The sequence below is a fragment of the Mesorhizobium sp. 131-2-1 genome (genome assembly GCF_016756535.1).
In the GTDB taxonomy this organism is placed as follows: domain Bacteria; phylum Pseudomonadota; class Alphaproteobacteria; order Rhizobiales; family Rhizobiaceae; genus Mesorhizobium.
Map to the genome: position 1 here is coordinate 1,100,703 of NZ_AP023247.1, position 14,413 is coordinate 1,115,115.

Consider the following 14,413-nt stretch of genomic DNA (forward strand, 5'->3'; position numbering starts at 1 on the left):
GGGAGCGTATCGCCAATCGCTATTTCTTCAAGCTCGCTTCAATCAGTAAATCGGCGTTGCGGGCGACCGACGCCGCCGGTCCGCCGACGCCAAACAGCTGGCCGCTGATATAGGCGCCCTCGATCAGAAGCAGCAGCCCGTCGCCGAGCGTGTCGGAATCGTCGGCGCCCATTGCCGCCGCCATGGCACGCAGCCGGCGGCGCAGCTCCTGCTTGTTGGCCTCGCTGACGATGCGCGCCGGATGGTTGTGCTCGGGATACTCCACCGCCGCATTGGTCATGCCGCAGCCGCGATAGTCGGGCTTCTGCGTGCGCTTGCCGACGCGGGTCAGGAATGCGACGATCTGCGCGCGCGGGTCGCCCGGATGCGCAGCCACCGCTTCGTCGAAGCGTTCCCAGAATTCGAGATCGTACTTGCGCAGATAGGAGGCGGCGAGTTCGTCCTTCGAGGGAAAGCTGCGGTAGAGGCTGGGCTTGGTGACGCCGGCGCGCTTGACGATCTCGTCGACGCCGATCGCCCTTATGCCTTCGCGGTAGAAAAGGTCGCGCGCAACGTCGAGGATCTTGTCGGCTGCCTTTGGAGGCGCCGGTGCGCGAGCCCCGCTGATGGATGCTTCAATATTTTTGTCCGATGGCATGCGACGACTCGCTTGACAATGTTACTGACCGGTACGTATGGATAGCACCATCCAATTGCAACGTACCGGTCAGTAACATGATAGCTCAGTCCCGTCCGTTTGGCCAGCGCTACGCTTTCGTCGTGGTCGGCGTCATCTTTCTCTGCCTGCTGATCGCGGCCGGGCTCCGTTCGGCGCCGTCGGTGATGATGCTACCGCTGGAGGAGAGCTTCGGCTGGCGGCGCGATGTCGTCTCGCTGGCTGCCGCGATCGGCATCTTCCTCTATGGCCTGACCGGGCCGTTTGCGGCCGCATTGATGGAACGGATCGGGCTGCGCCGCACGCTGCTGGCCTCGCTGCTTATCATGTCGGGCTCGACGGCGCTCAGCCTGCTGATGACCAAGCCGTGGCATCTGCTGATCACCTGGGGCGTGTTTTCAGGCATCGGCTCGGGTGCAGTCGCCACCGTGCTCGGCGCCACAATCGTCAACCGCTGGTTCAAGACCAATCGCGGCCTGGTGATGGGGCTGATGTCGGCCTCAAGCGCCACGGGCCTGCTGGTGTTCCTGCCGCTGCTTGCCTCGCTGGCCCAGGCGGGCGGCTGGAAGCCGGTCGCCATCGCGATCGCGATCGCCACCGCCGCCTTGCTGCCGGTAGTGTGGCTGCTGGTGCCGGAGCGTCCGGCCTCGATCGGCCAGGTGCGCTATGGCGCCGAGCCGGACGACGTGCCGCCGGTGTCGCCGGCATCGCAGGGCAATTTCCTGGCGCATACGCTCAGCACATTGCGCCGCGCCGCCGGCACCCGCGTCTTCTGGTATCTGTTTGCCACCTTCTTCATCTGCGGCTTCACCACCAACGGGCTGGTCGGCACGCATCTGATCTCCTTCTGTAGCGACATGGGCATCGGCGAGGTCCAGGCCGCCGGCCTGCTGTCGCTGATGGGCATATTCGACCTGATCGGCACGACGCTGTCTGGCTGGCTTACCGACCGTTTCGATCCGCGCAAGCTGCTCGGCGTCTACTACGGCATTCGCGGCCTGGCGCTGATCTACCTGCCCTATTCCGGCTTCTCGGCGGTCAGCCTGATCATCTTCGCCGTGCTCTACGGGCTTGACTGGATCGCCACCGTGCCGCCGACGCTGAGGCTCGCCAACGAAGCCTTCGGCGACCGTAGCGGGCCGATCGTGTTCGGCTGGATTGTCGCCGGTCACCAGGTGGGTGCGGCTGCCGCCGCGGCCTTCGGCGGCACCATGCGCGAGCTGCAAGGCAACTACGAGCTTGCCTTCATGATCGCCGGCATGACGGCGATTGCGGCGGCCTGTATCTCGCTCTTGATCAATACGAGCAGGCCGGCGTTCGAGCCGGAGCCGCAGGCGGCTTGAACTGCCAATCTCCCCCCTTGTGGGGGAGATGCCCAGCAGGGCAGAGGGGGGCGCTGTCCCGCCTGCCTATCCAGTTGAAATTCAGTCGAATAAAAACGGCCAGGTATTGGCTTGGCTGGCAAATTCCGGAAAGCCGGCGATCCTTCACGCCCCCCTCTGGCCTGCCGGCCATCTCCCCCACGAGGGGGGAGATCAGCAGTTCCCCTGTTCATTGTTATCAAAACTTCATGGTTCCGAGATGCGCCTGAAACATTGAGGCGAGAGCTTGGTGGTCCCGTTCAACGCCATCCGGAGACAGCCATGAACAAGATCTCGATGACCCGCCGCGCCTTCGTCACCTCAGCGAGCGCACTCGGCCTGGTCGGCGCCTCGGGCCTCGCATTGCCCTACTATTCGCGCGCCAGCCAGCGCCCGGCCTTCACCCATGGCGTCCAGTCGGGCGATGTCGATTCCGCAAGCGGCATGGTGTGGACGCGCACGGACCGTCCGGCGCGCGTGATGTTCGAAGTCTCCTCGACGGAAAGCTTCACCAACGCGACCCGGCTCGCGCCGCTCGATACATCGCCGGCCAGCGACTACACGGTGAAGCGGCTGCTCACCGATCTCGCCGCCGACCAGGACATCTTCTACCGCATGACGGCTGCCGATCTCGCCGACATCAACGCCGTCTCCGAGCCGATCGTCGGCCGCTTCCGCACCGCGCCGGCCTCCAAGCGCGACATCCGCTTCGCCTGGTCGGGCGACACCGCCGGCCAGGGCTGGGGCATCGACGAGACCGGGATGAAGACCTACGCCACCATCGGCAAGCATACGCCCGACTTCTTCCTGCACTCCGGCGACACGATCTATGCCGACGGCGTGATGAAGGACGAGGTCGACCTGCCGGGCGGCGGCAAGTGGAAGAACGCCGTGCTGATCGACGAGAAGCGCAAGGTGGCGCAGACGCTCGACGAATACCGGGCGCAGTGGAAATACAACATGATGGACAAGAACGTTCTGGGCCTCTCCGCCATCTGCCCGACCTTCTACCAGTGGGACGACCACGAGGTCGTCAACAACTGGTCGGATTCGAAGGATCTCAGCACGGACGACCGCTACTCGGAAAAGTCCATTCATGTGCTGGCGGCCCGCGCGGCGCGCGCCTTCCACGAGATGACGACGATCCGCTACGAACCGGCCGAGCCCGGCCGTGTCTATCGCAAGATCGCCTACGGACCGCTGCTCGACGTGTTCTTCCTCGACATGCGCTCCTATCGCGGCCCGAACGGTCCGGACATGCAGGACACGATGACGCCGGAATCACGCATGCTGGGCGAGCAGCAGACCAGATGGCTGAAGCGGGAACTCGCGAATTCCAGGGCGACCTGGAAGATCATCGCGGCCGACATGCCGCTCGGCCTCGTCGTCTGGAACGACGGCACCAAGAAAGTGGGCGCGGAGGCGGTCAGCAATGGCGACAACGGCCTGCCAAAGGGGCGCGAGCTCGAGATCGCCGACGTGCTGCGCTACATCAAGAACGCCGGCATCAGCAACACGGTGTGGCTGACCGCCGACGTCCACTACACGGCCGCGCACTACTACAATCCCGACAAGGCGCAGTTCCAGGATTTCAATCCGTTCTGGGAATTCGTCTCCGGCCCGATCCATGCCGGCACGTTCGGTCCAAACGATTTCGACATGACCTTCGGACCGGAGCTGAAATTCATCAAGGCGCCAACCGCCGAGCAGGGCCAGAACCTGCCGCCGTCGGCGGGCCTGCAGTTCTTCGGCCTGGTCGATATCTCAGGTGCAACCGAGCAGCTGACGGTGCGGCTGATGGATCGCGACGACAATGAGCTCTACAAGGTGACGCTCGATCCGGTGCGCTCGGCGTAGGAGCGCTCAGTCGGGATAGCAGACGGCGGGAATCTTTGGCCACACGGCGCTGTCGCAGCCGGCATCCTTCTGCCGCTGCTTGAAGGCGGCGCTGACGGGGCCGGTCACCACGGGGTCGACGCCATCGGGGGCGTCGGCGAACATCTGCTCAGCCGTCTGCGTATCGGGGGGCAAAGCGGGGCTTCCCTTGAGCGTCGCTGCGGACTGCGCGGCGCCCACCGCCAGCAGCACGGCAAGCGCTGCCCATGCCACGGTCGGACGCAATCTGGTGAGTGGATCGGTCATGGGAATCGAACTGCCTGGACCCCGAAAGGTTCCGCCCTCGTTAATTGATACATTTGACGCAAAGACGCTTAAGAATTGGTAACCACATATTTGGGTACGGGCCTCCCCTTTCGCAAATGCGAAAAACCCTGTATGAGCCGCCCAACCGAAAAAGGCGGCGCTTCCGGGCCTGCTGCCTGCAACGCTCCCGAGACCAGATCATGAAACTTCGTAACATCGCGATCATCGCGCACGTCGACCATGGAAAAACCACCCTCGTCGACCAGCTCCTGAAGCAGTCCGGCTCCTTCCGCGACAACCAGCGCGTCGCCGAACGCGCCATGGATTCCAACGACCTCGAAAAGGAGCGCGGCATCACCATCCTGGCCAAGGCGACCTCGGTCGACTGGCATGGCACCCGCATCAACATAGTCGACACGCCCGGCCACGCCGACTTCGGTGGCGAGGTCGAGCGCATCCTGTCGATGGTGGATTCGGCGATCGTGCTGGTCGACGCCGCCGAAGGGCCGATGCCGCAGACCAAGTTCGTCGTCGGCAAGGCACTCAAGGTCGGGTTGAAGCCGATCGTCGTCATCAACAAGATCGACCGGCCGGACGCCCGCCATGTCGAGGTGGTCAACGAGGTGTTCGATCTCTTCGCCGCGCTCGACGCCACCGACGAGCAGCTCGACTTTCCGATCCTCTACGGCTCAGGCCGCGACGGCTGGGTGTCGGAAAATCCTGAAGGCCCGAAGGACCAGGGCCTGGCGCCGCTTTTCGACCTCGTGATCAAGCATGTGCCGGAACCGACGGTGCATCCCGGCCCGTTCCGTATGATCGGCACCATCCTGGAAGCCAATCCGTTCCTCGGCCGCATCATCACCGGCCGCATCGAGTCCGGCTCGTTGAAGGCCAACCAGGCGGTCAAGGTATTGCACCATGACGGCACCCAGATCGAGACCGGCCGCGTCTCCAAGATCCTCGCTTTCCGCGGCCTCGAGCGCCAGCCGATCGAGGAAGCCCAGGCAGGCGACATCGTCGCCATCGCCGGCCTGTCGAAGGGCACCGTCGCCGACACGTTCTGCGACCCGTCCGTGACCGAGCCGCTGCATGCGCAGCCGATCGATCCGCCGACGGTAACGATGTCCTTCCTCGTCAATGACAGCCCGCTCGCCGGCACCGAGGGCGACAAGGTGACCAGCCGCGTCATCCGCGACCGGCTGCTGCGCGAAGCCGAGGGCAATGTCGCGCTGAAGATCGAGGAGTCGCCGGAAAAGGATTCCTTCTTCGTCTCGGGCCGTGGCGAGTTGCAGCTTGCGGTGCTGATCGAGACGATGCGCCGCGAAGGTTTCGAGATCGCCGTGTCGCGGCCGCGCGTCGTCCTACAGAAGGGCGAGAACGGCGAGCTGCTGGAGCCGGTCGAGGAAGTCGTCATCGACGTCGATGAGGAGCATGCCGGCGTCGTCGTGCAGAAGATGTCGGAGCGCAAGGCCGAGATGGTCGAGCTGCGTCCGTCCGGCGGCAACCGCCAGCGCCTGGTCTTCCACGCGCCGACCCGCGGCCTGATCGGCTACCAGTCGGAGCTTCTGACCGACACGCGCGGCACCGCCGTGATGAACCGGCTGTTCCATGCCTACGAGCCCTACAAGGGCGAACTGCCCGGCCGCACCAACGGCGTGCTGATCTCCAACGAGCAGGGCGAATCGGTCGCCTATGCTATGTGGAACCTGGAAGACCGCGGCCCGATGGTCATCGATCCCGGCGTCAAGGTCTATCAGGGCATGATCATCGGCATCCATAGCCGCGACAACGACCTCGAGGTCAATGTCCTGAAGGGCAAGAAGCTCACCAATATCCGCGCCGCGGGCAAGGACGAGGCGGTGAAGCTCACCCCGCCGATCCGCATGACGCTGGAGCGCGCGCTGGCCTGGATCCAGGACGACGAGCTGGTCGAGGTGACGCCGAAGACCATCCGGCTGCGCAAGCTCTATCTCGACCCGAACGAGCGCAAGCGGTTCGAGAAGTCGGCCAAGGCGGTCGGCGCGGCGTAAGCCCTTTCGCCGCACAAACATTGCGGGAGGGAGCTCTGCTCCCTCCCTTTTCATTTTCACCCACAGCCGGCAGCGGCGACAATGGTATTGCGATCGGTCTCGCCGGAAAGGTCGATGCGGACTCCCATGCCGTCGCGCGGCGGCTTGCGCAGCGCCCTGGCGCCGTCGGGATCGATGCCGAGCAGGCGCCGCTCTTGCCAGCCCTGCAGCCTGGATCGCGAGATGCCGAGCTCGCCGGCCAGCAGACGGTCGAGCCGCAACGATACGGGCATCTCCAGGCTGAGCCGCAGGTCCAGCAAGGTCGTGTTTTCCGGCATGCCTTCCAGCACATGCCTTTGCACGGCGACATCGGGAAACTCCTCGACACGCCCGATGCGGCCGCGCAAGGCGGTTGTGTCAAAGGCATGGCGGCGGGCCAGCGCCGGGTCGTTGTTTTCCAGCGCCGCGAGCAGCGCCGGCTCGACATCGCGGCGGTTGCAGCGCTCGAAGATAGCGAAATTCCAGGAATTGTCGCAGTTGGCGCAGCGGTAGATCAGCCAGGCGTCGATGCGCTTGCCATTGGCGTTGACGCGGAATTTGCCGCTCGATCGAAACGGCCTGACCCCGCCACAGCGATTGCAGTTGATGAGAGGTCGAGGCGTGATTTGGGGCGCGATCGCCCAGCGGATACGCAAAAGTCCAGACATGCCGAAAGCCCTTCCCGTCGGGAAGTTCGCCAGGTCGGCACTGTCGAGATGCCCAGGCGGGCTCGGCGTGGCAGGAAGGCTGCGGCTTTGTGGAAATCAGGCGTCGCGCGGCGCGCGACAGGTTCAGCGATGCCAAACCGGTCTCGAACCGCCGCCTGAGGAACACATGAAATGGTCGAGACGCCGCGACTGCAGCGCCCTGTGTTTCAGGAGAGTTGACGAGACCGGCGGTTACTGAGGCAAAGTGAAGCTCGAAATGGATGTCGGGCGGGTCTTCTAAACCGTGGCCACCGGGAACTGCAAGGGGCGGTGCCGCCTTTTTGCCAGCGCTACATAACTTGGGTTAGTGTTGATAGATCGAACCTGAAGTAGAGACCCGCCATGCATCTCACCTCGCTGCTGATCTTCGCCGCCGCGCTTTTCGTCGCCGCAGGTTCGCCCGGTCCGTCGATTGCCGCCCTTGTCGCAAGGGTGATCTCGAAAGGTTTTCGCGACGTGTTCCCGTTCCTACTCGCCATGTGGATCGGCGAGGGCATCTGGCTGTCGCTGGCGGTGTTCGGGCTCGCCGTGGTTGCGCAGACCTTCCATCTCGCCTTCGTCGTGGTGAAATGGGTGGGCGTTGCCTATCTTGCCTATTTGGCCTGGAAGATGTGGACCGCGCCCGTCGAGGCGAAGGAAGGCGAGATGCCGCGCGAGGATTCGCCGGCAAAACTGTTCTTCGCCGGCATGGCAGTCACGCTCGGCAATCCCAAGATCATGATGTTCTATCTGGCGCTGCTGCCGACCATTATCGACCTCGCGTCAGTGAGCGTCATCGGCTGGATCGAACTGACGGCGACCATGGCGATAGTCCTGGTCGCCATCGACCTTGCCTGGGTGCTCGCCGCAGCGCAGGCCCGCAAGCTCTTGAAGAGCAAGCGGGCGATGAGGATCGCCAACCGCGTCAGCGCCACCACCATGGCCGGAGCCGCGGCGGCCATCGCTGCCCGTTCTTGAGCGCCTACATCATCTCGATGATCGGCGCGATCTCGACGGTGAAGGCGGGGTCCATCAGGATCGGGCAATCCTTGGCCTTGGCAACGGCATCGTCGATGTCCCTGGCTTCGACGACTGTGTAGCCGGCGGTCGGATTGCTGCCGCCATTGTTCTCGACCTTGCCGCCGGACAGCACCGTCTTCGACATGCCCACCGGATTGCCACCGTCGACCACGGCCGAGCCGAGCTTGCCGTACCAGCCGGTCCAGGCATCCATGGCCGCTTTGCGCTCGGCCTCGTCGGTCGGCATCTTGCCGGAGCCGTGATAAACATAGAGAAACTTCGCCATGTTCTCCTCCCTTGATAGGCGGCATCGAACCGGCATGCGGCCGTGCCGCTGGCGATATGCGGCCATGCCGCAATCGGTAATATGCGGCTGCGCCGCAATCCTTGATCATCGGACCAAAACGGCGGAGAAGCAACGGGAATGCGCAATCACTAGTATGCAGGGCCGTCGTAGCTGCGGTCCACCATCGCACAGTGTCGGCGCTGCTTGATGGCTAGACTTTGTCCAGCAGGTCCATGCTATCCGACGTGCCTACCTTCCAGCCGGCGAAGCACCCCAAGACGCCGCAAGTCGAGCATCGAACCCCGACATAAAGCCAGCGAACGCCACCACGTCCCGGGTAAATGGAAAACCCGACGCCAACATTTGTGGCTTCAGAATCGCATTCGATACACACCCAGCGCTCTGGCTCGGATTCGTCCCAAAATTCCTCACTGTCACAGATAAGATGTTCGGACCCGCAGATCGTGCATGTACGTCGCGCCACGCCTTCATCATCGTCGGCATCGAGAAGAAACGAGGTGGAACCGCATTTGCATCGCGCGAGCCTGAAGTCATGGACCTCGTAGCCTTCGCTTGCGTAGCCCCTCAGGTATTCTGCGATATCGCTTGGTTCGCTGCCAACCCACCACTCGCCAGAAGTGTCTATTGTCATGGGTTACCTCGCCATGGCGTGGTATTCGTCGTTCGGCCGCATGTCGATTGCCGCGGCCACCCGGTTCGACATGTTGAAGAAGGCGGCGGTCGAAGCGATGTCCCAGATGTCGCGGTCGGAAAAGCCTGCCTTGCGCAAAGCCGCCCGGTCGGCCTCGACGATCCTGGCCGGCTCCTCGGTCAATTTGACCGCGAATTCCAGCATCGCGGTCTGCTTCGGCGGAAGATCGGCGGCGCGGAAATTCATCACCATCATCTCGCCAAGCGCCGGATCGCCGGAGAGCTGGCGCACCGCCGCGCCGTGCGCGGTCAGGCAGTAGTAGCAGTGGTTGATCGAGGAGACGACCACCGCGATCATCTCGCGTTCCAGCTTCGACAGGCCGGACTCGCCCAGCATCAAATCGTTGTACATGTCGGTGAAGGCGCGCAGTTTCTTTTCGTCGAAGGCATAGGCCTTCAGCACATTGGGAACGAGGCCGAGTTTTTCCTCGCATTTGGCGAAATAGGCTTTCGTCGCCTCGCTGAGCTCGGCCTGGGCGAGGTCGAGCGCGGTGATCCTGCCGGTCGTCGTTCTGCTCGTCGTCCTAGCGCTCATGGGATCGTTCTCCTCATTCGGTGCCGATCTGCGATCAAAATTCCGAAGAATCTTCGCAAGCCGTCAAACCTTTGTCGCCAAACGGCGGTCATCTGCTACCATAATCGCAAAAGCATGTGACGGGAGGAACTTCACATCATGGCCAGCCTCAAAACCGCAAGCCAGCCGAAAAAGGCGGTTCCAGCAAAGGGAGGCGCGGCGAAGGGGGGCGAAAGAACAGGCCGGCTTGCCGACTATCTTCTGGCCCGCGCGCCAGCGGAAGACGTCGCCGCCTACGAGGCCGCCGACCTTGAGCGCGCCGCCGATCTCGCCGGCCGTGCCATCGCCAGGCACAAGAAGGGCGACTCGATCGTGGCCATCGACACCGAGTCCGGCGTGGCCCGCCAGGACCGGCCGGTGACAGTGATCACCGTCGTCAACGACAACATGCCGTTCCTGTTCGATTCCATCCTCGGCGAGATCACCGAGACCGCCGGCGAGCCGTTGCTGGTCACCCATCCCGTCGTCGCCGTCAGGCACGGCAAGAGCGGCGTGGACGAGATCCTCGGCGATGGCGGTTTCGCCAAGGGCGACGGCAGCCACGACCGGCTGAGCGTCGTGCATGTCCACATCGGACGCCTTTCCGCCGACCAGGCCGAAGCGCTGGCCGGGCGTTTGAAGAAGCTGCTCTTCCAGGTGCGCGCCGCCGTCACCGACTGGAAGCCGATGCTTGCCCGCCTCGACCAGGCGATCTCGGAGTTCCGCTACGCGCCGGTGCCGCTCGACAAGGCGCATGTCACCGAGGCAATCGCCTTCCTCGAATGGCTGCGCGACGACAATTTCACCTTCCTCGGCATGCGCGAGTTCAAATACACCGGTGGCGAAAAGAGCGGCACGCTGGAGCGCGCCGACAAGCCCGGCCTCGGCATCCTCTCCGACCCGGATGTGCTGGTGCTGAGGCGCGGCACCGAGGCAGTAACGACGACGCCCGAAATCCGCGCCTTCCTGCATGGGCCGGAACCGCTGATCGTCACCAAGGCCAACGCCAAGTCGTCGGTGCACCGGCGCATCTATCTCGATTACATCGGCGTCAAGACCTACACCGCCAAGGGCACGCTTTCCGGCGAGTTGCGCATCGTCGGCCTGTTCACCTCGACCGCCTACACGCGCTCGGTGATGAAGATCCCGTACCTGCGCTCCAAGGCCGAAACCATCATCGCCAAGTCCGGCTTCAATCCGAACGACCATTCCGGCAAGGCGTTGATCAATGTGCTGGAAAGCTATCCGCGCGACGAGCTGTTCCAGGTGCCGGTGCCGATCCTGAGGAAACATGCCGAGGCGATCCTCGGCCTGATCGAGCGGCCGCGCGTCAGGGCGCTGGTGCGCGTCGACCAGTTCGACCGTTTCGTCTCGGTCCTCGTCTTCGTGCCGCGTGACCGCTACGACAGCGTCGCGCGCGAGAAGATCGCTACCTACCTCAAGACCGTGTTCGAGGGCCGGCTGTCGGCCTATTATCCGGCCTTCCCTGAGGGCGGTCTGGCGCGCGTCCACTTCATCATCGGCCGCTCCGGCGGCAAGACGCCGAAGGTCGAGCAGGCGACGATCGAGGCGGCGATCCGCGACATCGTACGCACCTGGGACGATGCGCTGCGGGAAACCGCGGCCGAGACCGGCACGGAGAGAGCGCTGACGGCAATTGCTTCGCGCTTTTCCGAAAGCTATCGCGACTCCTTCTCGCCGGCGGTGGCGCTGGCGGATGCCGGACGCATCGCCAAAATCAGCGCCGCTAATCCGATCGCCATCGACTACTACCGGCATGGCGACCAGAAGCCGGAGCAGGCGGCGCTGAAGATCTATCACCACGGCAGCCCGGTGGCGCTGTCGCGGCGCGTCCCGGTGCTGGAGAACATCGGCTTCCGCGTCATCAGCGAGCGCACTTTCGAGGTCGGCGAAGACCCGTCCAGCATGGTCTTCATCCACGACATGGAACTGGAGAACAGCTACGGCAAGCCGATCGACCTTTCCGGCGGCGGCGGGCTGTTCGAGGATGCGTTCCTCTCCGTTTGGCGCGGCGACGTCGACAATGACGGCTACAACGGCCTTGCCCAGACGGCCGGCCTGTGGTCGGGCGAGATCACCATCCTGCGCGCCTATGGGCGCTACCTGCAGCAGGCCGGCATTCCGCAGAGCCAGGATTTCATCGCCGCGGCGCTCAACCGCTATCCCGAGATCGCGCGCGGCCTGCATGCGCTGTTCGTCGCCCGCCTCGGGCCGGCGGCCGAAACGGAAGGCGTGGTGGCGGCCAAGCACCTCAAGGCCAAGATCAAGGACGCGCTGGAGGAGGTGCCCAACATCGATGACGACACTATCATCCGCCGCTACCTCAATCTGATCGAAGCCTCGCTGCGCACCAATCATTTCGTTGCCGGAACGAAGGAAAGAGGGCAGTCGCTAGCGATCAAGCTCGATTCGCAGGCGGTCGACGGCTTGCCGGCGCCGCGGCCATGGCGCGAGATCTTCGTGTACGGTTCCGAGGTCGAGGGCGTGCATCTGCGCTTCGGCCCGGTGGCGCGCGGCGGCCTGCGCTGGTCGGACCGCGCCCAGGACTACCGCACCGAAGTGCTGGGCCTGGTCAAGGCGCAGCAGGTCAAGAACGCCGTCATCGTGCCGGTCGGCGCCAAGGGCGGCTTTTATCCGAAGCGCCTGCCCGTCGGCGGCAGCCGCGACGCCATCTTCGAGGCCGGCACCTCCGCCTACAAGAACTATGTCTCCAGCCTGCTCTCGATCACCGACAATATCGGCATAGACGGCGTGATCCCGCCGGCCGACGTGGTGCGGCGCGATCCCGACGATCCCTATTTCGTCGTCGCCGCTGACAAGGGCACGGCGACCTTCTCCGACACCGCCAACGCGATTTCCGAGAAGCACGGCTTCTGGCTGGACGATGCCTTCGCCAGCGGCGGTTCGGCCGGCTACGACCACAAGAAGATGGGCATCACCGCCAAGGGCGCCTGGGAAGCGGTCAAGCGGCACTTCCGCGAGATGAACCGCGACATCCAGACCTCGCCCTTCACCGTCGTCGGCGTCGGCGACATGTCGGGCGACGTCTTCGGCAACGGGATGCTGTTGTCGCCGCAGACCCGTCTGATCGCCGCCTTCGACCACCGCGACATCTTCATCGATCCCGATCCGGACACAGCGGAGTCGATGGCCGAGCGCGAGCGCATGTTCGCGCTGCCACGTTCCTCCTGGCAGGACTACGACAAGTCGAAACTGTCGGATGGCGGGGTCATCGTCTCGCGCAATCAGAAGTCGATCACGCTGCCACAGGCGGCCGCAGCCGCGATCGGGCTCGGCAAGACCACCGCGACGCCGGTCGAGATCATGAACGCCATCCTCAAGGCGCCTGTCGACCTGCTATGGTTCGGCGGCATCGGCACCTATCTCAGGGCCTCGACCGAGACCAATGCCGATGTCGGCGACCGCGCCAATGACGCCGTCCGCGTTACCGCGCTCGAGGTGCGCGCCAAGGTCATCGGCGAGGGCGCCAATCTCGGCGTCACGCAGCGGGCACGCATTGAGTTCGGGCTTGCCGGCGGCCGCTGCAATTCCGACGCCATCGACAATTCGGCCGGCGTCAACTGCTCGGACGTCGAGGTCAACATCAAGATTGCGCTGGCGTCGGCTATGCGCAAGGGCGCGTTGGCCCGGCCGGCGCGCAACAAGCTGCTTGCCGAGATGACCGGCGAGGTGGGCGGACTGGTGCTGTCCAACAACTACCAGCAGACGCTGGCGCTCTCGATCGCCCGCAAGCGCGGGCTGGCCGACATCGCGCATCAGAGCCGCTTCATGACGGCGCTGGAGGCGCGCGGCCTGCTCAACCGCGCGGTCGAGACGCTGCCGTCCCCGGTGGCCCTTGCCGAGCGCGAGGCGCGCGGCGAGCCGCTGACCCGGGCCGAACTCGGCGTGCTGCTCGCCTATGCCAAGATCGTGCTGTTCTCCGACATCGTCGCCAGCGACGTGCCCGACGATCCGCATTTCGAGCGCGACCTGCTTGGCTATTTCCCGGACCGGATGGCGAAGAAATACGCCGCCGAGATCGACAGCCATCGGCTGCGCCGCGAGATCATCGCCCGCGTGGTTGCCAACGACCTCGTCAATCGCGGCGGGCCGTCCTTCGTCAACCGGCTGCAGGAGGCCACCGGGCGCACCGCCGCCGATGTGGTGCGCACCTTCGCCGTGGTGCGCGACGGTTTCGCACTGCCCGCGCTCTATCGCGAGATCGACGCGCTCGACAACCAGATCGACGGCCAGGTCCAGCTCGATCTCTACCAGGCGGTTAGCCGGCTTATCTTCATGACCAGCGGCTGGTACCTAAAGAACGATGCCGGCACCGCACCGCTCGGCCAACGCATCGCCGAGCTGCAGGACGCGCGCAAGGCGCTGGAGCCGAAGCTCGCCGCGCTGCTGCCGGCCTTCTCGCGCGAGCGGATCGAGGAACGGCGGCATGGGCTGTTCAAGGCCGGCGCGCCGGAGAAGCTCGCCGGACAGCTGGGGCTTGCAGATGTGGCGGAGCTGATCCCGGACATCGCATTGACGGCGCGCGCCGCCAATGCCGATATCGTTGCCGGGGCGAAGGCCTTCTTCGCTGTCAGCGATGCCTTCCGCATTCCGCGCATCGAGGAAGCGACACGCGCCATCTCGCCGCCGGACTATTACGACCAGCTGGCGCTGTCGCGCGCGGCCGACACGATCGGCGCCGCCCGGCGCGGCATTGCCGTGGCCGCACTGACCGCCCATGCCAAGGCGGCCGACCCGGTGGCGGCCTGGCTGGAGGCCGGCGGTGAACGCGTCGCGCGCATCCGCGAGCGGCTGCAGGCACTGACCGAGGGCGGGGACATCACCGTGTCCAGGCTGTCGGTGGCGTCCGGGCTGATGAGCGATCTGACGGGGATGTAGGCTGAGCAAGCTGGAGGATCCGGTTCGGCCC

11 protein-coding genes are annotated in these 14,413 nt (G+C 64.6%); 5 read left to right on the forward strand and 6 right to left on the reverse strand.

What is annotated here, in order from left to right; genetic code table 11:
* Positions 1 to 19 precede the first annotated feature (19 nt).
* Complete coding sequence (locus tag JG743_RS05395) at positions 20 to 637, reverse strand: TetR/AcrR family transcriptional regulator (protein ID WP_202298802.1); 618 nt, start codon at positions 635 to 637, stop codon at positions 20 to 22.
* Positions 638 to 714: 77 nt separating this feature from the next.
* Here JG743_RS05395 and JG743_RS05400 point away from each other — a divergent pair, with 77 nt between their 5' ends.
* Together JG743_RS05400 and JG743_RS05405 are read left to right on the forward strand one after the other, a co-directional pair.
* Positions 715 to 1,998: an MFS transporter gene (locus tag JG743_RS05400; protein ID WP_202298803.1), complete on the forward strand. Its 1,284-nt coding sequence runs from the start codon at positions 715 to 717 to the stop codon at positions 1,996 to 1,998.
* Between the two features lie 300 nt (positions 1,999 to 2,298).
* Positions 2,299 to 3,873, forward strand: a complete 1,575-nt coding sequence (locus JG743_RS05405) for an alkaline phosphatase D family protein (protein WP_202298804.1) — start codon at positions 2,299 to 2,301, stop codon at positions 3,871 to 3,873.
* A gap of 6 nt (positions 3,874 to 3,879) precedes the next feature.
* Here the strand turns inward: JG743_RS05405 and JG743_RS05410 are convergent, their stop codons facing one another.
* Positions 3,880 to 4,158 (reverse strand): hypothetical protein, encoded by a 279-nt coding sequence (locus JG743_RS05410; protein WP_202298805.1) that lies wholly within the window; start codon positions 4,156 to 4,158, stop codon positions 3,880 to 3,882.
* 200 nt (positions 4,159 to 4,358) lie between these two features.
* Here JG743_RS05410 and typA point away from each other — a divergent pair, with 200 nt between their 5' ends.
* Positions 4,359 to 6,188, forward strand: coding sequence for a translational GTPase TypA (gene typA / locus JG743_RS05415; RefSeq protein ID WP_202298806.1), 1,830 nt, complete (start codon positions 4,359 to 4,361; stop codon positions 6,186 to 6,188).
* A 56-nt stretch (positions 6,189 to 6,244) separates the two neighbouring features.
* Here typA and JG743_RS05420 read toward each other — a convergent pair whose 3' ends face one another.
* On the reverse strand, positions 6,245 to 6,874 hold the full coding sequence (locus JG743_RS05420; protein WP_202298807.1) for a DUF1062 domain-containing protein: 630 nt from the start codon (positions 6,872 to 6,874) through the stop codon (positions 6,245 to 6,247).
* Positions 6,875 to 7,255: 381 nt separating this feature from the next.
* On the opposite strand from JG743_RS05420, the gene JG743_RS05425 reads away from it, so the two are divergent.
* Positions 7,256 to 7,870 (forward strand): LysE family translocator, encoded by a 615-nt coding sequence (locus JG743_RS05425; RefSeq protein WP_202298808.1) that lies wholly within the window; start codon positions 7,256 to 7,258, stop codon positions 7,868 to 7,870.
* Positions 7,871 to 7,874: 4 nt separating this feature from the next.
* Here the strand turns inward: JG743_RS05425 and JG743_RS05430 are convergent, their stop codons facing one another.
* The 3 genes from JG743_RS05430 to JG743_RS05440 form a co-directional block, all read right to left on the reverse strand.
* Positions 7,875 to 8,198, reverse strand: a complete 324-nt coding sequence (locus tag JG743_RS05430) for a hypothetical protein (RefSeq protein ID WP_202298809.1) — start codon at positions 8,196 to 8,198, stop codon at positions 7,875 to 7,877.
* Positions 8,199 to 8,409: 211 nt separating this feature from the next.
* Complete coding sequence (locus JG743_RS05435; RefSeq protein ID WP_202298810.1) at positions 8,410 to 8,850, reverse strand: hypothetical protein; 441 nt, start codon at positions 8,848 to 8,850, stop codon at positions 8,410 to 8,412.
* Positions 8,851 to 8,853: 3 nt separating this feature from the next.
* The gene (locus JG743_RS05440) at positions 8,854 to 9,444 is read right to left on the reverse strand and encodes a peroxidase-related enzyme (protein WP_202298811.1); all 591 of its coding nucleotides are present in this window, start codon (positions 9,442 to 9,444) and stop codon (positions 8,854 to 8,856) included.
* Positions 9,445 to 9,582: 138 nt separating this feature from the next.
* On the opposite strand from JG743_RS05440, the gene JG743_RS05445 reads away from it, so the two are divergent.
* The gene (locus JG743_RS05445) at positions 9,583 to 14,382 is read left to right on the forward strand and encodes an NAD-glutamate dehydrogenase (protein WP_202298812.1); all 4,800 of its coding nucleotides are present in this window, start codon (positions 9,583 to 9,585) and stop codon (positions 14,380 to 14,382) included.
* The last annotated feature ends 31 nt before the right edge of the window (positions 14,383 to 14,413 follow it).